Below are 19,032 nucleotides of genomic sequence, written 5' to 3' on the forward strand. Positions count from 1 at the left end.
CTACTCCGGCGGCAGAGCGCGGGCGCGGGCGGACTCCTCCGCGAGCAGAGCGAGACCCGCGCCGATCACGACGAACGAGATCGGGGCGAAGAACACCTCGCCCAGCTGCGTCGCACACAGCAGCACCAGGATGCTCGCCGCGCCGACCGCGTGCCCCGGGCGGCTCCCGGCCCCGGCGGCCGTCGTCGCGAAGCCGGCCACGAGCACGGTGCCGACGACGCCGACGAGCAGCACGACGCCGCCCTCGGCCATCAGCGCCAGGTAGGAGTTGTGGAAGAACCAGTCGATCCCGTCGACCCGCGCGGTCGCCTCGCCGAGTCCGGAGCCGGTCCACGGCGAGAGCGCCACCTTGTCGACCGAGGCGTCGAGGATGCGGGCGCGCAGGGCGTCGGAGCCGGCCCGCTCCACCCCGTAGTCGCCCGCCGTCGCCAGGTTCCGCTCGGCCCAGAGGAACAGCAGGACGAGGCCGCCGCCGAGGAGCGCGCGGAAGAGCAGGCGCAGGTACGGCGCCGCGACGAGCCACACGAGCGCGCAGGCGTAGGCCGCCATCGACGTGCGGGAGTCGGTGGCGACGACCGCGGCGGCCCCGAGCGCGAGCACGCCGACCCGCAGCCACAGCCGCGAGCTGAGCGCCGAGACCAGCAGCGCCGCCGCTCCGTAGACGAGACCGGCCACGTTCTTGTCCTGCAGGTAGCCGGTCAGGGCGCCCTGGTAGCTGTCCGGGGCGAGTCCCGCGACGAACAGCGCGGCGTTCAGCGACAGCGCCGCGGCGAGTCCTTTGAGCCCCGAGACCACGTCGATCCGCCCGCTCGCGAGGAAGCCCGCGGCGAGCATGACGAGCGCGATGTTCGCCGCCCGGCGCAGGGCGTCGAGGCCGTCGAAGGACGAGCCCGCGAGGACGAAGGCGAGCAGGGCGAGGCACAGCCACGGGTACCACGCGGCCCGTCCGAGACGGCGGGTGGGCCGCCGGAAGAGGCTGACGAGGACCAGGGCGGCCAGGGCCGTCTGCGCCAGCGGGACGCTCCCCGGGAGGAAGGGGGTGGGGAGCCGGTAGACCAGGAGGCCCATCAGGACGGCATCGAGTATCCGAGCGGAATGTGCTATCGGAAAGGCCTCGTGAACGAGCGGGGAACGCCTCTCGACGACGATCTCTCCCCCTGGCGCGGACATGTCGTCATCCTCGCAGAAAGGGCCTCCCGAGGGGTCGGGGACCGCCTAGGGAAAGGCGCTCCGCATTGCTAGCGTGACCGACACCTCAGCATCGTCGTGCGGCGCATGCGCGGCACGCAGAAAGGTGCGCAGTGACTGTCGTCGATCTCATCGCATTCATCCGGCGGAACTGGCGGACTCTCGTGGTCGCCGTGCTCGTCGGAGCTCTGGCGATGGCCGCCTTCTCGTTCCTCACTCCGAAGGTCTACGAGTCGAGCTCGGCCGGATTCGTGATCGCCGCGAGCGACGGCAGCTCGGCCGATGCGATCAGCGGGTCGCAGACCGCGGTGACCCGGGCGAACGCCTACCTGCCGCTGATCTCGAGCAGCGCCGTCTCCGAGCGGATCGAGGCCGACCCGGAGGCGAACCCCGGCGGAGAGGCTCTGAGCGGCCGCCTCACCGCGAGGGTCGCTCCGGGCAGCACCCTGATCGAGGTCACCGCCGCGGCCGGGACCGCGCAGAACGCCGCAGCCCTGGCCAACGGGGCGCTCGCGGCGCTGGCGGCCGTCATCACCGACATCGAGACGCAGTCCACCGCCGACCGCACACCGCAGATCACCGTCGTCCCACTCGAGAACGCGGAGCCGCCCGCCGCCCCGACGAGCCCCGACTGGGTGCGGAACATCCTGCTCGGCGCCCTGGGCGGGCTCGTGCTCGGCTTCGGCCTCGCCTTCCTCCGGCGGGCCCTCGACATCCGCGTGCGGACCGTCGACGACCTCACCGAGCTCTTCGGCGTCGGCGTCCTCGGGCGCATCCCCAAGGCCGGACGCCCGGGCCGGACCGGCGGCCGCCGCGGCACCGACGCGCTCACCGCGGAGGCGTTCCGCTCGCTCCGGACGGGCCTGCGCTTCTCCAGCGTCGACGAGGAGACGCGCAGCGTCGTGATCACCAGCGCCAACCAGGCCGAGGGCAAGTCCACGATCGCCGCCGGACTGGCCCGCGTCACCGCGGAGTCCGGGCAGCGCACCCTCCTGGTCGACGCGGACCTCCGCCGGCCCTCCGTGGCGCGGATGCTGGACATCGACGGCGCCATCGGCCTCAGCGAGGTCCTCAGCCACCAGATCCCTGTGGACGACGCGATCCGCCCCACCGGTACCGCGGGCCTCTACGCCCTCCCGGCCGGGCACATCCCGCCGAACCCGTCCGAGATGCTCGGCTCCGAGGCGATGCGCGCCCTGGTCGCGCGCCTCTCGAAGGACTACTTCGTCATCATCGACGCGCCGCCCGTGCTGCCCGTCACGGACGCCTCCATCGTCGCGACCGTCGTCGACGGCGTCGTCTTCGTCGTCGCCTCGAACCAGACGCGCCGGCCCGAGGTGGTCGCCGCCCGGCGGATCGTCCAGCAGGTCCGCGCCCGCGTGCTCGGCACCGTGCTCAACATGGTCACCGCCCGCGACGGCGACACCGGGTACTACTACTACGACCGGAAGAACGCGTACTACGCCGAGCCGCAGCCGGCGACGGGGCGCAAGCGCGCGGCGGCGGCACCGCGCCGGTCCGAGCTCGCCCCGGTGGAGTCGCGGGCCCTGCCTCCGCAGACGTCCCGCCGGGCGGCTCGATGAGCGGGCGCCTGCTCCTGCTCTGCCATGCGAACGTGGCCCGGTCGCCCTCGGCCGAGCTGATCGCGGCGCGCCTGCTCGGCGCCGGCTCCGACTGGCGGGTCGAGAGCGCGGGAACGCACGCGGAGGTCGGCCGCGGGCTCGACCCCGAGCTCAGCGATGCGCTGCGGGCCCGCGGACTCTCCACGGCCGGGCACCGCGCGCGCCAGGCCGACGGCCGGATGCTCGCCGGCACCGATCCCGTGCTGGTGTTCGAGGCGGGCCAGCGGGAGTGGGTCACCCGCCACTTCCCGGCCGCCGCGCGCCGCACGACCACGGTCCACCGGGCGGCCCGGTTGGCGGGAGCCGCCCCCGGCGTCCCGCTCCTGCGGCTGCTCGCCGACGACACCGCCCCCTACGGCGCCGAGGACGACTTCGCCGACCCGTTCGGGCGCGGCCCGGACGTCGCCGCGGCGGCCGTCGAGGACATCGACGCCCTGCTCCGGGTGATCCTCCCCGCTCTCGGTGCTCTGCCCGTCGGCGCGGAGCCCCCGGCCGCCACCGTCCGGAGCACCCGCCGCTCGCTCCGCCGGGACCGCGCCGCCGAGACGGTCGCGAGGTGACCGCCGAGGGGGTGAGCGTCGTGATCCCGCACTACGGCGACCCCGCGCCCGCGCTCGCCCTCGTCGAGCGGCTCCGCAGCCAGGAGTCGCCCCCCGCCCTCGAGATCGTCGTCGTCGACGACGCCTCCCCGGTCCCGTTCCCGGCCGGGATCGACGGAGTGGAGGTCGTGCGGCGCGAGCGGAACGGCGGCTTCGGCGCCGCGGTGAACACGGGCGCCGCTCGGGCGCGCCACCCGCTGCTCCTGGTGCTCAACAGCGACCTCGTCGTCGGACCCTCCTTCCTCCGCGACCTGCTCGAGGCGGGACGGCCGTGGCTGCCCGCGGTCGTCGCTCCGGACCTCGTCGACGCGGGCGGGGAGCGGCAGTGGGTCGGCCGGCGCTTCCCGCGGCTGCACCACTACGTCGTGGAGTGGCTCACTCCGCTCGCGCGCTGGCGCCCGCGGCTGCACGCGGCCGTCGGCCACGACACCCGGTGCGCCCCGGGCGCGACGGTGCCGGTGGACTGGGTGGTGGGCGCCGTGATGCTGCTGCCGGTGGCCGAGTTCCGCGCGGTCGGCGGGTTCGACGAGTCCTTCCACATGAACTGCGAGGAGGTCGACCTCCAGCGTCGGCTGCGCGAGCGCGGCGTGCCCTCGGTCTTCGCCGGCTCCGTCGTCGCCGAGCACACGGGAGGCGGCTCCTCCGACCCCGCGCGCCGGCTGATCTGGCTGGTCGCCTCGCGCCTGCGCTACGCCCGCAAGTGGGGCGGACGCCCCGCCGCCCTCGCCGCGGCCCTGCGCGCCGCCTCCGCCGTGAACCTCGCCGCCAACGCGGTGCGCGCCGCCGCCGGCAGCGACGTGCGCCCGCTGGCCGTCCTCCAGCGCGAGCTCCGGCTCGTCGCCGCCGCCGAGGCGGCGTCCCGGTGAGCGGGCCCGTGCTCGTGGTGAGCCCGGTCTTCCACGGCTACTGGGAGGCGCTCGAGTCGGCGCTGGCCCACCTGGGCGACGACGTGGTCGTCCACCGCTACGACGCCGCGACCGGGCTGGCCCACGTGCGCGACGCGCTCGGCCACCGGCTCCCCGGGGGCCGGCTCCGGCGCTCGTCGATGCGCGCCGAGACCGACCGCGCGATCGCGGCGCTGCGCACCGTCCGGCCCCGGGCCGTCCTCGTGGTGAAGGGCGACTCCCTCGGCGACGCCTGGTGGGAGGAGGTCGGCCGTGCCGGCGTCCCCGTGGTGCTCTGGCTCTACGACGAGCTCCGCAACATGGGACACCCCGTGGACCGCCTGCGCTCCCTCGCCGGGGAGGCGGTGTCGATCGTCAGCTACTCCGCCGCCGACGTCGCCGAGCTCGCCCGCGCGGGGGTTCCGGCCGGGCACCTGCCCGACGCCTTCGACTCCCTCCTCTCCTTCCGCCCCCGCCCCTCCGCCGCGGTGACCTTCGTCGGCGCCCGCTACCCCGAGCGCGAGCGCGTGCTGCGGGAGCTCGCGGCCGGCGGTGTCGCGGTCGAGGCGTACGGGCGGCAGTGGTCGCGGCACCCCTGGGACGTGGCGCGCACCGGCCGCTGGCGCTCGGCCGGCGTCCCCGCCCGCCGCGACGTCCCGCGGGCGGGCTACTACGGAGTGATGGCCGGCTCGACCGCGACCCTGGCGCTGCACGGCGCGGGCCACGGCGGACTCTCGATGCGCGCCTTCGAGGCGCCGGGCGTCGGGGCGCTGACCCTGATCGACCGCCCCGAGGTGGCGGAGTTCTACGAGGTGGGCAGCGAGGTGCTCGTCTTCGAGGAGCGGGACCAGCTCGTCGAGCACGTGCGGCGGGCGGGCGCGGACCCCTCCTGGGCGCGGCGCATCCGCGAGGCGGGCGCGCGACGCACCGGCGCCGAGCACACCTTCGTGCACCGGATGCGGGAGGTGAGGGCCCTGTGGCGCTGACGCACCCGACCGATCTGGAGGCCTGGCGCCGCTGGCAGCGCGGCCGCGACCCGCTGCGCACCGCTCGGGCGGCGCTGCAGCGCTCCGAGCCGACCCGCCTGGTGCTGCACGTGCGCGGCGACCGGCCCGCCGTCCTGCTCGCGGTGGAGGCGTCGACGGCGAGCGCCCTCGCCTCGACCGCGGCCTCGCTCGCTCCTCTCGGCGGGGCTCCCGCGGCGGTCCTCGCTCCCTCCGGAGCCGGCGACGCGCTGTCCGGGCTGCTGCCGGGCCGCTGGAAGGCGCACCCGGTCGACCCGGAGGCGGACCCGCCCGCCGAGCTGCGGAGCCTCCGCGCCGTGATCGCCACCGGCCACTTCCTCGCGGCGGGAGCGGCCGCCCACCGCTGGTCCGGAATCCTCGGCGCCCGCTTCCTGGTCGTGCAGCACGGCCTGCTCACCCCCTCCGCCCCGCCGCTCCCGCCCGGAGCGACGCTGCTGGCGTTCTCAGAGGAGGACGCGGCCTTCTGGACCTCCGGCCGCAGCGACGTGGAGACCGAGGTCGTCGGCAGCCAGCTGCTCTGGACCGCGTCGCGCCGCCCGCGCCCCGAGCGGCTCGAGGAGCGGCCCCTGTTCCTCGGCCAGCTGCACGGCGCGGAGCTGCCCCGGCGGACGGCCGCGGCCACCGCCTCCCGCTTCTGCCGCGAGGCGGGCGCCGACTACCGCCCCCACCCCGCCGAGGTCGACCGCCGCTCGCGCTGGCAGCACGCGCGGTGGGAGCGCCGCGGCATCCGGGTGCTCCGCGGCGGCGACCTCGCCGCGCAGGCCCGGCCGGTCGCCTCGATCTTCTCGACCGGGGTCCTCGAGGCCGCGGCCGCCGGGATCCCCGCGTGGGTCGTCTGCGAGGACCCGCCCGCCTGGGTGCTCGAGTTCTGGAGCCGGTACCGGCTCGCGCGCTGGGGCGGGGAGACGCCGACCGCGGCTCCGCCCGTCCCGTCCGTCGAGCCGGCCGTCGCCGTCGCCCGCCGGGCACTCGCCATCGCCGAAGGAGGCACCCCGTGACCGTTCTCTGCGTCATCCCCGTGCGCGGGGGCTCGAAGGGCGTCCCGCGCAAGAACGCCCGCCCCGTCGCGGGCCGCCCGCTGGTGGTCTGGAGCATCGAGCAGGCGCTCGCCGCCGGACTCGACGTGCTCGTGTCGACCGACGACCCCGAGCTGGCCGCGATCGCGGAGGGAGCGGGAGCGGACGTGCCGTTCCTCCGGCCCGCCGAGCTGGCGCGCGACGAGACGGCGACCGAGCCCGTCGTGCTCCACGCGATCGAGCACCGGGCCGCGCTGGGCCGCCGCCCGGACGCGGTGATGCTGCTCCAGGCGACCTCGCCGATCCGGCTCCCGGGCACCCTCGCCCGCGCGCTCGAGCAGTTCGCCTCGACGGGGGTCGACTCGCTGGTGGGCGTCGTCCCGCAGACGCCGTTCCTCTGGCGGCTGCAGGAGGGCGCCTCCGTGCCGCAGTACGACGTCACGGCCCGGCCGCGGCGCCAGGACCTCGCCGAGGCCGACTTCTTCTACCGCGAGACCGGGTCCCTCTACCTCACCCGCACCGAGGTCTACGAGCGCGAGCGCAACCGGATCGGCGGCCGGGTCGGCCTGTTCGTCATGGACGAGGCGGAGGGCGGGGACATCGACACCGAGGCGGACCTCGCGGTGGTCGAGCAGACCCTCCTCGGCCTCGCGGCGGGAGGCGGCGCATGATCATCGACCGGCACCTCGCCCCGTTCATCGTCTTCGCCGAGGACCCGGTGCTCACCGCGCTGGCCAAGATCAACGTGAACAAGCAGCGGATCGTCTTCTGCGTCGACGGGCACGGGATCCTCCGCGGGTCGGTGTCCGACGGCGACTTCCGCCGCTGGATCATCGCGAACCCGACGGCCTCCCTCGACGTCCCGGCCCTCGCCGTCGCGAACACCGCCGTCCGCACGGCGGGAGCGGACGAGCCGGCCACCGCGATCGCCGCCCGGCTCGGCCGCGACGGGATCAGCCACCTCCCGCTCGTCGACGACCGCGGGCACCTCGTCGCGATCGCGGTCGAGGGCGATCGGGCGCTGCGGATCGGCCGCCACGAGGTGGGCGACGGCCACCCGGCCTTCCTGATCGCGGAGATCGGCAACAACCACAACGGCTCGGTCGATCTGGCGCGGCGGCTGGTCGACCTCGCGGTCGAGGCGGGAGCCGACGCGGTGAAGTTCCAGCTGCGCGACCTCGACTCCCTCTACCGGCGCGCCGGCGGGGCCACCGCGGGGGAGGACCTCGGCGCCCAGTACACGATCGACCTCCTGCGCCGCTTCTCGCTGCCCGCCGAGCCGCTCCTCCGGGTCTTCGACCACGCGGCCGAGGCCGGGATCGACGTCCTCTGCACCCCGTGGGACGCCCCGAGCGTGCAGGCGCTCGTCGACTACGGGATCCCGGGCCTCAAGATCGCCTCGGCGGACCTCACCAACCACGGGCTGATCGAGGACGCCGGCACCCGGGGACTGCCCCTGCTGCTCAGCACCGGGATGTCCCGCGAGTCCGAGATCCTCGAGTCGGTCGCGCTGCTGCGCTCACTCGGCACCTCCTTCGCCCTGCTGCACACCCAGTCGACGTACCCGGCGCCCTACCGCGACCTCAACCTCGCCTACCTCGACCGGCTCGCCGAGATCGGCGGCGGCGTCGTCGGCTACTCCGGCCACGAGCGGGGCTGGCACGTCCCGGTCGCCGCGGTCGCCCGCGGGGCCCGCATCGTCGAGAAGCACTTCACGGTCGACCGGGGGATGGAGGGCAACGACCACACGGTGTCCCTGCTCCCGGACGAGTTCCGCCGCATGGTCGGCGAGATCCGCGACATCGAGGACTCGCTCGGCACGCGCGACGCCCGATCGGTCTCGACGGGCGAGTCGATGAACCGCGTCTCGCTCGCGAAGTCGCTGGTCGCCTCCCGCGACCTCTCGATCGGGGACGTGGTGCGCGCCGCCGACGTCGTCGTCCGCAGCCCCGGCCGGGGCCTCCAGCCCAACGAGCTGCCGCAGCTGCTCGGCCGCGCGCTCCACCGCGACGTCGAGGAGGGCGGGTTCTTCTTCGCCGGCGACCTGCGCGAGAGCACGCCGTCCGGCCGGCCGTTCCGGTTCCGCCGCCCCTGGGGCCTGCCGGTGCGGTACCACGACCACGCGGCGCTCGCCGCAGAGTCGAACGCCGACTTCCTCGAGTTCCACTTCTCGTACCGCGACCTGGAGATCGAGCCGGACGACGTGTTCACCCGCCGCCTCGACTCCGGCTTCACCACCCACCTGCCGGACCTGTTCGCGGGCGACTTCCTCGTCGACCTCGCCTCCTTCGACGACGACGTGTGGGAGCGCTCGATCGCGGAGGTGCAGCGCACCGTCGAGACCACCCGGAGCCTCGCGCGCTGGTTCCGCCAGGAGGAGGACCCGATGATGGTCGTCACGATGGGCGGCTTCACCCGCCACGCGCACGTGGCTCCGGATCAGCGCGCTCCCCTCTACGAGCGCGTCGCCGACGCCCTCGAGCGCATCGACACGAGCGGCGTCCGCGTGCTGGCGCAGACCCTCCCGCCCTACCCGTGGCTCATGGGCGGGCAGCAGTTCCACAACCTCTTCGTGGACCCGCGCGACACCGCGGAGTTCGCGGCCGCCACCGGCACGCCGCTCTGCCTCGACGCCTCGCACACCAAGCTCGCGGCGAACCACCTCGGGCTCGCCTTCTCGGAGGCGGTGGCGCTGCTCGCTCCGCTCAGCGCGCACCTGCACCTCGTCGACGCGACGGGTGTCGACGGCGAGGGGGTGCAGATCGGCGAGGGCGAGATCGACTGGCCGGACTTCGCGGCGTCGCTCGACGAGCTGGCGCCCGGGGTGCCGTTCATCCCCGAGATCTGGCAGGGGCACGTGAACAGCGGCGAGGGCTTCTGGACCGCGCTCGAGCGGCTGGAGGAGTGGCTGTGACCCCGCTCGCGCTCTGGGCGGTGCCGGTCGGCGAGTTCGGCGGGGTGGCCCGCCACGTCCTCGACGCCGCCCGGAACGGGATCCCCGGCCACCGGCTCGTCGTGCTCTGCCCGGAGGGAGTGCTCGCCGAGCGGCTGCGGGAGCAGGGCTCGGCCGTGACGACCGGGCGCTTCGGAGTGTCCGCCGGTGCCGCCGCCTCCGTGGCGACCCTGCGCGCGACCGCGGCGGCTCTCCGCCCGGCGGTCGTCCACTCCCACCTCGCCCACGCCGACCTCGTGACCGCGGCGACCCCGCTGCCCCGCGGGGTCCGCCGCGTCACGACGGAGCACGGCATCGCCGGGCCCGACGTCTACCACCGCACCGCACTGCGGGCGCGGACGACCGCGGCGGCGCACCACGCGCGGCTGCGGTCCTTCGACGGCGCGATCGCCGTCTCGGAGGCCACCCGCCGCACCATGATCGAGAAGTGGCGGCCGAGCCTGCCGGTGCAGGTCGTGCTCAACGGAGTCGACGCCGCGCCCTTCGACCGCGAGCCGGGGGAGCCGGGCTCCCTCCGGGTCCTCTCGCTCGCGCGCCTGGCGCCGGAGAAGCGCCTGGACGCGCTGCTCGAGGCCTTCGCGGTGCTGCACCGGCGCGTCCCCGGCGCCACGCTGACCGTCGCGGGCGAGGGACCGCTCGACGGCGCCCTGCGCGCCCGGGCCGAGCGGCTCGGCCTCGGCGACGCGGTGTCCTTCCCCGGCTTCGCCGATCCGGAGGCGGCGCTCGCCGCGGCGGACGTCGTCGCCCAGCTCTCGGTCTGGGAGAACTGCTCCTACACGCTGCTCGACGCGGCCGCCCGCGGGATCGGCGTGGTCGCCTCCGCGGTGGGCGGGAACCCCGAGATCGTCGAGCGGGACTCGCTGGTCGACGCCGACGACCCGGAGGCGGTGGCCGCGGCGCTGGAGCGGCAGGCGTCGAGGGCGGTGGCCCCCCTCGCCGTGCGGGACGTCGCCGCCATGTGCGGCGGGATCGCCGCCGTGTACGAGGGGGTGGCGGCGTGAGCGGCGGGTCCCTGCGGCCGGGGCTGCGCACCCTCCTCTCGCTGGCCGGCGCCGCCTCTCCGGGCTGGATCACCGCCGCCGTCGCGGGCTCCCTCGCGCTCGCGGTCCTCGACACCCTGGGCGTCGCCGCGATGGTGCCGCTCATGGCGCTGCTCACCGGGACCGACACCACCACGGGCGCGCTCGGCGTCCTCTCCGGCGTCCTCGGCTCGACGGACGTCCAGACCCTCCTCCCGATCATCGCCGGCTTCGTCGCGGTCGTCTTCGTGCTCAAGAGCGCCGGGACGATCGTCTTCCGGTGGTGGCTGCTCGGCCGCACCACGCGGATCTCGGCCGACGCCGCGACGGAGCTGCTGCGGCGGTACGTCCTCGCGCCCTACGCCGTCCACCGCTCCCGGCGCCTCGCCGAGGTGTACCGGACCATCAACGACGCCAGCGCGCAGGCGGCCGGCGTGCTGCTCGGCGTGATCGGCATCGCCTCCGACCTGCTGGTGCTCGTCGCGATCGTGGCGATCCTGCTGGTCGCCTCGCCGGTCGCGACCCTGTTCGCGGCCGTCTTCTTCGCGCTGCTGCTCGGCGGTGTCCAGGCCCTCCTGCGGCGGCGGCAGGGCCGGATCGGCGAGGAGATGGCGGAGGCCGCGCTGGAGTCGTGGCAGTTCCTGCTCCCCTCGCTCGACGGGTTCCGCGAGGCGCGCCTGACCTCGAGCGCGGCGAGCCTGGTCGCCGGCTTCAGCGGGGCCAAGCGCCGCAGCGCCCAGGCTCTGCGCTCCCTCTCGCTCGTCTCGGAGCTGCCGAAGTACCTGCTCGAGATCGGCTTCGTCGTCGCCGTCGTGGGCGTCTCGGGGATCCTCGTCGCCACCGGCTCCGGCGCCGAGGCGCTCTCCGTCCTGGGCGTCTTCGCGGCCGCCTCCCTCCGCGCCCTGCCGACCCTCAACCGCGTCTCGGCCACCTTCGCGATCGTGCGCAGCGGGCAGGCGGGCCTGCGGATCGTCTCCGAGGCGGCCGAGGAGCTCGCCTCCGAGGGGGCGCACGACGAGAGGCCCGGGCCGGGCGGCCGCTACTCCGGCGACATCGCGCTCGAGCACGTCACGTACCGCTACGCCGACTCCGACGTGGACGTGGTGCGGGACGTCTCCCTGGTGATCCAGCGGAACGCCACGACCGCCTTCGTCGGATCCAGCGGCGCCGGCAAGAGCACCCTCCTCGACCTGGTCCTCGGCCTGCTCCCGCCCACGAGCGGCCGGATCCTCTGCGGCGGGCGGCCGATCGACGAGGACCCCGCGGCCTGGTACGCGGGGCTCGGCGTGGTGCCGCAGGACGTGTTCCTCCTGGACGCGACCGTCGCCGCGAACGTCGCCTTCGGGGTGCCGGCGGCCGAGGTCGACCACGAGCGCGTGCGCGAGGTGCTGCGGACGGCGCAGCTCGAGGAGTTCGTCAGCGGGCTGCCGCAGGGTCTGGACACCCGCGTGGGCGAGCGCGGCGTCCGCCTCTCCGGCGGCCAGCGCCAGCGGCTCGGCCTCGCCCGAGCGCTCTACCGGCGCCCCTCCGTCCTCGTCCTCGACGAGGCGACCTCGGCGCTCGACAACCGCACGGAGCACGAGATCTCGCGGGCCGTCGCCGAGCTGCACGGCAGCATGACCGTCCTCGTGGTCGCCCACCGGCTCTCGACCGTGCGCGGCGCCGACCGGCTGCTCTTCCTCGACGGCGGCCGGATCGAGGGGGCCGGCACCTTTGAGGAGGTGCGGGCCGCGCACCCCGGCTTCGCCCAGCTCGTGGCGCTCGGAGAGCTCTCGTGAGCGGGGGAGGCCCGCGGTGGTGACGCTCGGCGACGTCCGCTCGGCGCTGCTGGCGCCCCTCCGCCGACGGGGCACGACGGTGCTGCTGCCCGGCGAGTCGTTCGGGGTCGGGAACCTCGCCTACTTCTGGCTGCAGGCCCACGCCCGCCGGAGCCGCGGGGTGCCGACCGCGGTGCGCGCGACGCGGAGGACCGCGGAGTGGGCGGAGGTCTTCCCGCGGGTCCTCGAGGAGCTCGTGGTGCCCCCGGCGGAGATGTCGTTCTTCAGCCCCCGCGAGCTCGGGAGCGTCCACCAGGATTTCGGCGTGGAGTTCACGGCGGACGAGCTGGCGGACTTCGTCGCGACGATGCTGCTCCCGCCCGGCGGCCCGTTCACCGCTCTGGCGGCGGCGGCGCGACCGGAGGCGGACCTCACCGTGAACATCCGGCGCGGCGACTACTACAGCGTCCCGGCTTTCCGCGGCCGCTACTCCTTCGACGTGGTCGAGTACGTCGACGCGGCGCTCGCCCTGGCCCGCGAGCGGGAGCCCGTGCGCAGCGTCCTGATCGTGTCGGACGACCTCGACTGGTGCCGGGTGAAGCTGGCCCGCGTCCTCGAGGGCGTCGAGGTGCGCTTCCCGGGGGCGGGGACGCCGGTGCCGCAGCAGCTCGCCCTGCTGGCCGCGTCCCGCCGCCTGGTGCTGACGAACTCGACCTTCTCGTACTGGGGCGCGCATCTCGGCGACCACGTGCACGGCGGCGCCGACGTGATCGCGCCGTGGTTCCACAGCCGCGCGTGGAACGGAGGGGCGGCGACGCAGCTCGACCCGCGCTGGCGGGTGGTCCGCGACCTCCCCGGCGGCTGGGACGGCTGACGCGGCGGGTCGGAGGCGGGCGGCTCCGGGGGCGCGACCGGGCATGGACGGCTGCGGGCAGGCGGATGTGCGAGGACGGCTCCGGGCTCGCGGCTCCGGGCCTCAGCGCAGGACGTGGCCCTCGACGTCGACGGGAGCCCGGGCGGTGAGGCGCTTCAGCCGCATCGCGGGGCGCTCGACCAGCAGCCAGCTCGCCCACGCGAGGGGGACCGTCGCTGCGACCGAGAGCACGATGTACGCCCAGAGCGGCACGGCGGCTCCGGCTCCGACGATCGCCAGCGAGAGCAGCTGCTGCACGGGGAACGCGTAGATGTACATCCCGTAGGAGACGTCGTGGGTCGCGCCCACCCGACGCAGGGGGAGCCGGGCGCCGAGCGCGACCATCAGATAGGCGAGGGGGAGGCCGGCGAGCACGCGGTAGAGGCCGGTCGCGATCACGAGGACGAGCAGCACGGCCGCGACGGCGGTGAGCGCGCCCGTCAGGGGGAGGCGGTCGCGGTACAGGTGCACGAGCGCACCGGCGAGGAAGTACCCGACGAGCGTCACCGTCTGGTTGAGGGGCGCCGGGAACGGGACGAGGTCCGTCGCGAGCACCGCCGCGACGAGGGTGAGGCCCGCGAATCCCGCGACCACGAGGGGGCGCACCCAGCGCGCGGGCGCTAGGGAGACGAGCAGGCCGATCACGACGTAGCTGACGAACTCGTAGAACAGGCTCCAGAGCGAGCCGTTCCACGCGCCCGGGTAGGGCACGGAGCCGAGCATCCCCGCGATGCCGTACTCCCGGATGTAGAGGGCCGCATTGGCGACCACGAAGCGCACCGCCCCGGCCGCGCTGTACTCGCCGGCTCCGAGGAGGAGCGACGCGAGCGGTGCGGCGACGAAGGCCACGACCAGGAGCGAGACGAGGAAGGCGGGATAGATGCGGAGGAAGCGCCGCCAGAGGAAGTCGACCAGCGATCGCGAGCGCAGCCGGCTCGCGGTGATCAGGAAGCCGGAGGTGGCGAAGAACCCGCCGACCGCCCAGGCGCCGAGGGTCGAGCCTCCGAACCCGGGGTCGTCGCCGTAGCCGCCGAGGGGGAAGGAGTGCGACACGATGACGAGGACCGCCAGCCCGAGCCGCAGGGCGTTGATGCTGTTCGACCGCGGGTCGAAGGCGGAGCCGACGGTCGGGCGCGTGCGTGGCGCGCGGGCGGGCGCGGCGGTGCGCCGGCCGTTCTCCTGGCGGGTCATGCGCACATCCTGCTGACCCCGGCCGCCGCCGTCGATCGGGCGGGGGACGCGCCGCGCTCCTCCCGGAGGGCCCGCGCACCAGCAACGACGCGCGCTCCACCCCTGCGGCCCCGTCGCGGAGCTGACGCGGACTGACGTGCGGCCTGCGGCTGATCCCTCTCCGCCCCGTCGTCGCTCCGTCGCCCTCTCCCGCGAGACGCCGCTCCGTTACGCGACACGCGGGAGGGGGCGTACCGGAGCGGGCGTACCGGAGCGGCACCTCGTGGCAGCCGGTCGGATCACGCCGGTCGGATCACGCCGGTCAGAGCAGCCCGTCCGTGAGGTGGTCCGGCGTGCCGAAGCGGTGGGCCGTGATCGACACGGCCTGCTCGCGGAGGAACGGCAGCAGCTCCAGCCGGCCCGCCTCGGTCGCCGGGCCGGCGTAGACCGCGAGGTCGGGGCGCCCGCCCGTCACGGCCGTCACCGTCGCGGCGGACGCGCCCAGCAGGCGCACCCGTCCGGCGCCGTGCGCGCGCACCCGCGCCTCCCACGCCGCGTCGTCCTCGACCACGACGGCGCCGGCCGCCTCGTCGAGACCGGCGGCGAGCTGCGGAGGCAGCGCCGCGGCGCTCGAGACGACCACCCGTGCCTGCGCGGTCGCCGCCGCGACGGCCACCCGCACGAGCGAGCCCAGCGGCTCCCCGGCGGCCAAACGCACCAGCACGGCGGAGTCGTAGGGCAGGCGGCGGAAGACGTTGCGCTCCGCCTCCAGCCCCGTCACGTCGCGAGGAGCGCCCGCGGCCCACGCCGCCGCGCAGCTGCGCGCCGTCCGCTCCACCGCGGCCTGCTCCTCCGCCGAGAGCTCCGCGCGCGACGCGGCGAGCAGGCGGGCGGCCGGTCCGACGACCGGAGCGGTCGCCTCCGACGGCGCCGCGGTCCAGGAGCCCAGGCCGAGCAGGTAGTCCGGTCCGCCCGCCTTGGTGCCCGGGCCGACCGCCGACTTCTTCCAGCCGCCGAACGGCTGGCGCTGCACGATCGCCCCGGTGATCCCGCGGTTCACGTAGAGGTTGCCCGCCTCGATCCCGTCGAGCCAGGTGCCGATCTCCTCCGGGTCGAGCGCGTGCAGGCCCGAGGTGAGCCCGTAGTCGACCTCGTTGACGATCGCGATCGCCTCGTCGAGGGTCGCCGCCGTCATGATCCCGAGGATCGGCCCGAAGTACTCGGTGCGGTGGAACTCGGAGCCGCGGCGCACGCCGTCGCGGACGCCGGGGCTCCACAGGCGTCCGGAGTCGTCGAGGCTCCGCGGCTGCAGCAGCCAGGTCTCACCGGCGCCGAGCACGGTCAGGCCGCGCAGCAGCTTGCCCTCGGCGGGTTCGATCACCGGCCCCATCCGCGTCGCGGGGTCGGTCGGGTAGCCGACCGTGAGGGAGGAGACCGCGTCGAGCAGCTGCGCGCGGAACCGCTTCGAGCGCGCGACGGAGCCGACCAGCACCACGAGCGAGGCGGCGGAGCACTTCTGGCCCGCGTGCCCGAAGGCGCTCGCCACCACGTCCTTCACCGCCAGGTCGAGGTCGGCCGAGGGGGTGACCACGATCGCGTTCTTGCCGCTCGTCTCGGCGAGCAGCGGGAGGTCGTTCCGGAAGGAGCGGAACAGCTCCGCCGTCTCGTAGGCGCCGGTGAGGATCACGCGGTCGACCTGCGGGGAGGCGATCAGGTCGCGACCCAGCTCCTCCTCCGGCAGGCGGAGCAGGCGCAGGGCCTCGCGGGGCACGCCCGCCGCCCACAGCGCCTCGGCCACCACGGCGCCGCAGCGCGCGGTCGGACCGGCGGGCTTGAGCACCACGGCGGAGCCGGCCGCGAGCGCCGCGAGGACGCCGCCGGCCGGGATCGCGACCGGGAAGTTCCACGGCGGAGCGACCAGGGTCAGCGCGGCCGGGTGGAAGCGGGCGCCGTCGACCGCGTCGAGCTCGAGGGCGCGCTCGGCGTAGTAGTGGGCGAAGTCCACGGCCTCCGAGACCTCGGGGTCGCCCTGGTCGAGGGTCTTGCCGCCCTCGGCCGCCATGACCTCGAGCAGCTCGGCGCGGCGCGCCTCCAGCTCGTCGCCCGCGCGGTGCAGGATGCGGGCGCGCTCCTCGGCCGGGACGTCGCTCCAGCCGCTGCCGCGGGCGCCGGAGAGCACCGACTCCAGCTCGTCGAGGGTGACGATCGTGGCGGCCTCGATCGCGTCGGCGCCGGCCCGGGAGGAGGGGACGCGCGCGAGGATCGCCTGCGCCCACTCGCGGTTCGCGGCGACGGACGGGTCGGTGTCGGGGGTGCTGCGGAAGTCGCCCGGTCCCGGACGGCCGCTCGCGGCGAACCGGTCGGGCACGCGGTGCGCCGGGGGGACGGCCCCGTCGAGGGCGGCGACGGAGGCGCGGAACCGCTCCTCCTCCCGCGCGAAGAGCGCCGGGTCGGCCTCGAGCTCGAAGACGGCCGACATGAAGTTCTGGCTCGACGCGCCCTCCTCCAGCCGGCGGATCAGGTAGGCGATCGCCACGTCGAACTCGGCCGGCGCGACGACCGGCGTGTAGAGCAGGAGCGAGCCGACCGTGCGGCGCACCGCCTCCGCCTGGCCCTGGGCCATGCCGAGGAGCATCTCGTACTCGATCCCCTCGCGGACGCCGCGGGTGCCGGCGAGCAGCCACGAGTACGCGACGTCGAAGAGGTTGTGCCCGGCGACGCCGACCCGCACGTTGCGGATCCGCTCCGGGTGCAGCGCGTAGTCGACGACGCGCTTGTAGTTCGTGTCGGAGTCCTGCTTGCTGCTCCAGGTCGCCAGCGGCCAGCCGTGGACCGAGGCCTCGACCTGCTCCATCGGCAGGTTCGCGCCCTTGACCAGGCGCACCTTGATGCCGGCGCCGCCGCGGGCCCGGCGGGCGGCGCTCCACTCCTGCAGGCGGATCATCGCCGAGAGCGCGTCCGGCAGGTAGGCCTGCAGCACGATGCCGGCCTCGAGGCCGAGGAACTCCGGCCGGTCGAGGATGCGGGTGAAGACCGCGATGGTGAGGTCGAGGTCCTTGTACTCCTCCATGTCGAGGTTGATGAACTTCTGCGGCGAGGACGCGGCGGCCCGGGCGAACAGCGGCGCCAGCTCCTCCACGATGTCGTCGACCGCGGCGTCGAAGGCCCACGGGTTGTGCGGGGCGGTGCTCGAGGAGACCTTGATCGAGACGTAGTCGACGTCGTCGCGGGCGAGGAGCCGGTGCGTCCCCTCCAGGCGGCGGTGGGCCTCCTCGCGGCCGAGGACGGCCTCGCCGAGCAGGTTCATGTTGAGCCGGACGCCGTCGCGGCGGATCGCGGCGATGGCCGGGCCCAGGCGGGAGTCGGTCGCGTCGATGATCAGGTGGCCGACCATCCGTCGCAGCACCCGGCGCGCGATCGGCACCACGACGTCCGGGAGGAGCGGCGCCATGACGCCGCCGAGGGCGACCGCGCCGCGCATCGGAGCCGGGAGGAAGGACGGCACGCCGCCCGCGATCGCCTTCAGCGCCGCCGCCGCGACGCGGGTGTCCTCGGGGCGGACGACGCCGTCGACGAAGCCGACCGTGAAGTCCAGGCCGGCCGGGTCCTTCAGCACGCCCGCCAGCTGCGCCCCGGAGGCGTCGATCGGGATCGCGGACGCCTCGCGCAGCCAGCGCCGCACCAGCGCGACGCTCTCGTCGACCAGGCGGGGATCGATCGAATCGGCGGACGGACCGTCGGCGGCGGGGCCGGTGGCGAGAGCGGGGCTGGCGAGATCCGTCATGGTGCGGTCCTTCTGCTCTGAGGTGGGTGCCTTCAGTATTCGACCGACTACCGTTGAGCAGAAGCGACCGTTCCTTACCGGTACCGGTCAGCTCAGCTGAACGATCGGAGAGACGCCGTGCTCGATGTCCGCCGCCTGGTCCTGCTCCGCGAGGTGGCCATCCGCGGCACTCTCGCCGCCGCGGCCGAGGCCCTCGCCTACAGTCCCTCCGCCGTCTCGCAGCAGCTCGCCGTGCTCGAGCGCGAGGCCGGCGTCGAGCTGCTGCGGAAGGCGGGCCGGCGCGTGCAGCTCACACCCCAGGCCGAGATCCTGGTCGAGGCAGCCGGCGAGGTGATGGCCCTGCTCGAGCGGGCGGAGGCGGCGCTCGCGGCCTCGGGGGAGTCGGTGACCGGGCGGGTGCGCGTCGCGGTGTTCCAGTCGGCCGCGCTCGCGCTCATGCCGGGCGCGCTCCGGGCCGTCGCCGACCGCTTCCCGGAGGTGCGCGTCGAGATGGTGCAGCGCGAGCCCGAGGGTGCGCTGCACGAGACGTCGTGGGCGCGGGAGTTCGACCTCGTCGTCGCCGAGCAGTACCCCGGCCACTCGACCTCCTGGCTGCCCGGACTGGTGCGCAGCGACCTGACGACCGACGCGATCCGCCTCGCCGTGAGCCACGACTCCGCCGTCGTCGACCTCGCCTCGGCCCGCGACTCCGCCTGGGTGATGGAGCCGCGCGGCACCGCGAGCCGCCACTTCGCCGAGCAGACCTGCCGGGTCGCGGGCTTCGAGCCGGACGTCCGCTTCGAGACCGCCGACCTGCAGGCGCAGATCCGCCTCGCCGCCTCCGGCCACGCCGTCGCCCTGATGCCCGACCTGGTCTGGGCGGGCGAGGCGCCGGACTGCCGCCTCCTCGAGCTGCCCGGCACGCCCCGCCGCACGATCTTCACCGCCCAGCGCGAGGCGCAGCTGGCGTCGCCGGCCGTGCGGGTGTTCCGGGAGTGCCTGGCGGAGGTGGCGGGACGTTTCGCGTGAGGCTGGGGGCGTGCGGGGGTGCGGGACGACGGGCGAGGTGCTCCTCCGCGTCGCCGACTGAACGCGCGGGCGTGCCCGGACTGCGCGCCCGGAC

General features: G+C 75.3%; 14 protein-coding genes. 11 read left to right on the forward strand and 3 right to left on the reverse strand.

Going from position 1 to position 19,032, the window contains the following annotated elements; genetic code table 11:
* Window positions 1–1,068, reverse strand: a complete 1,068-nt coding sequence (locus tag C5D36_RS14115; RefSeq protein WP_104296058.1) for an O-antigen ligase family protein — start codon at window positions 1,066–1,068, stop codon at window positions 1–3.
* Between the two features lie 233 nt (window positions 1,069–1,301).
* Between C5D36_RS14115 and C5D36_RS14120 the strand changes: the two genes are divergently transcribed.
* Genes C5D36_RS14120 through C5D36_RS14165 form a run of 10 tightly spaced genes read left to right on the forward strand, consistent with a single transcriptional unit; the run spans window position 1,302 to window position 12,937 of the window.
* Complete coding sequence (locus C5D36_RS14120; protein ID WP_104296059.1) at window positions 1,302–2,771, forward strand: polysaccharide biosynthesis tyrosine autokinase; 1,470 nt, start codon at window positions 1,302–1,304, stop codon at window positions 2,769–2,771.
* Window positions 2,768–3,370 carry a hypothetical protein gene (locus tag C5D36_RS14125; protein ID WP_104296060.1) on the forward strand — a complete coding sequence of 201 codons (603 nt, stop codon included), beginning with the start codon at window positions 2,768–2,770 and terminating at the stop codon, window positions 3,368–3,370. Before C5D36_RS14120 ends, C5D36_RS14125 begins: the two co-directional genes overlap by 4 nt.
* A complete protein-coding gene (locus C5D36_RS14130) occupies window positions 3,367–4,275 on the forward strand; it encodes a glycosyltransferase family 2 protein (protein ID WP_104296061.1) in 909 nt (302 codons plus the stop codon). The genes C5D36_RS14125 and C5D36_RS14130 overlap by 4 nt, the downstream gene beginning before the upstream one ends.
* The gene (locus tag C5D36_RS14135) at window positions 4,272–5,279 is read left to right on the forward strand and encodes a glycosyltransferase (protein ID WP_104251025.1); all 1,008 of its coding nucleotides are present in this window, start codon (window positions 4,272–4,274) and stop codon (window positions 5,277–5,279) included. Before C5D36_RS14130 ends, C5D36_RS14135 begins: the two co-directional genes overlap by 4 nt.
* Window positions 5,270–6,316 (forward strand): hypothetical protein, encoded by a 1,047-nt coding sequence (locus C5D36_RS14140; RefSeq protein ID WP_104296062.1) that lies wholly within the window; start codon window positions 5,270–5,272, stop codon window positions 6,314–6,316. The genes C5D36_RS14135 and C5D36_RS14140 overlap by 10 nt, the downstream gene beginning before the upstream one ends.
* Entirely contained in the window at window positions 6,313–7,005 is a 693-nt protein-coding gene (locus C5D36_RS14145) for a cytidylyltransferase domain-containing protein (protein WP_104269529.1), read from the forward strand. Before C5D36_RS14140 ends, C5D36_RS14145 begins: the two co-directional genes overlap by 4 nt.
* Entirely contained in the window at window positions 7,002–9,248 is a 2,247-nt protein-coding gene (locus C5D36_RS14150; protein WP_104296063.1) for an N-acetylneuraminate synthase family protein, read from the forward strand. Before C5D36_RS14145 ends, C5D36_RS14150 begins: the two co-directional genes overlap by 4 nt.
* Window positions 9,245–10,288, forward strand: a complete 1,044-nt coding sequence (locus tag C5D36_RS14155; RefSeq protein WP_104296064.1) for a glycosyltransferase family 4 protein — start codon at window positions 9,245–9,247, stop codon at window positions 10,286–10,288. The genes C5D36_RS14150 and C5D36_RS14155 overlap by 4 nt, the downstream gene beginning before the upstream one ends.
* Window positions 10,285–12,084: an ABC transporter ATP-binding protein gene (locus C5D36_RS14160; protein WP_104296065.1), complete on the forward strand. Its 1,800-nt coding sequence runs from the start codon at window positions 10,285–10,287 to the stop codon at window positions 12,082–12,084. The genes C5D36_RS14155 and C5D36_RS14160 overlap by 4 nt, the downstream gene beginning before the upstream one ends.
* Before the next feature lie 19 nt (window positions 12,085–12,103).
* The gene (locus C5D36_RS14165; RefSeq protein ID WP_146083746.1) at window positions 12,104–12,937 is read left to right on the forward strand and encodes an alpha-1,2-fucosyltransferase; all 834 of its coding nucleotides are present in this window, start codon (window positions 12,104–12,106) and stop codon (window positions 12,935–12,937) included.
* Window positions 12,938–13,039: 102 nt separating this feature from the next.
* On the opposite strand, the gene C5D36_RS14170 is transcribed toward C5D36_RS14165, so the two are convergent.
* On the reverse strand, window positions 13,040–14,167 hold the full coding sequence (locus C5D36_RS14170) for an acyltransferase (protein WP_104296066.1): 1,128 nt from the start codon (window positions 14,165–14,167) through the stop codon (window positions 13,040–13,042).
* 301 nt (window positions 14,168–14,468) lie between these two features.
* A complete protein-coding gene (locus tag C5D36_RS14175) occupies window positions 14,469–17,930 on the reverse strand; it encodes a bifunctional proline dehydrogenase/L-glutamate gamma-semialdehyde dehydrogenase (RefSeq protein WP_104296067.1) in 3,462 nt (1,153 codons plus the stop codon).
* A gap of 117 nt (window positions 17,931–18,047) precedes the next feature.
* Here C5D36_RS14175 and C5D36_RS14180 point away from each other — a divergent pair, with 117 nt between their 5' ends.
* Window positions 18,048–18,938: a LysR family transcriptional regulator gene (locus tag C5D36_RS14180; RefSeq protein WP_104227335.1), complete on the forward strand. Its 891-nt coding sequence runs from the start codon at window positions 18,048–18,050 to the stop codon at window positions 18,936–18,938.
* Window positions 18,939–19,032: the final 94 nt, after the last annotated feature.

This window comes from Rathayibacter sp. AY1C6 (genome assembly GCF_002931535.1).
Classification (GTDB): domain Bacteria; phylum Actinomycetota; class Actinomycetes; order Actinomycetales; family Microbacteriaceae; genus Rathayibacter.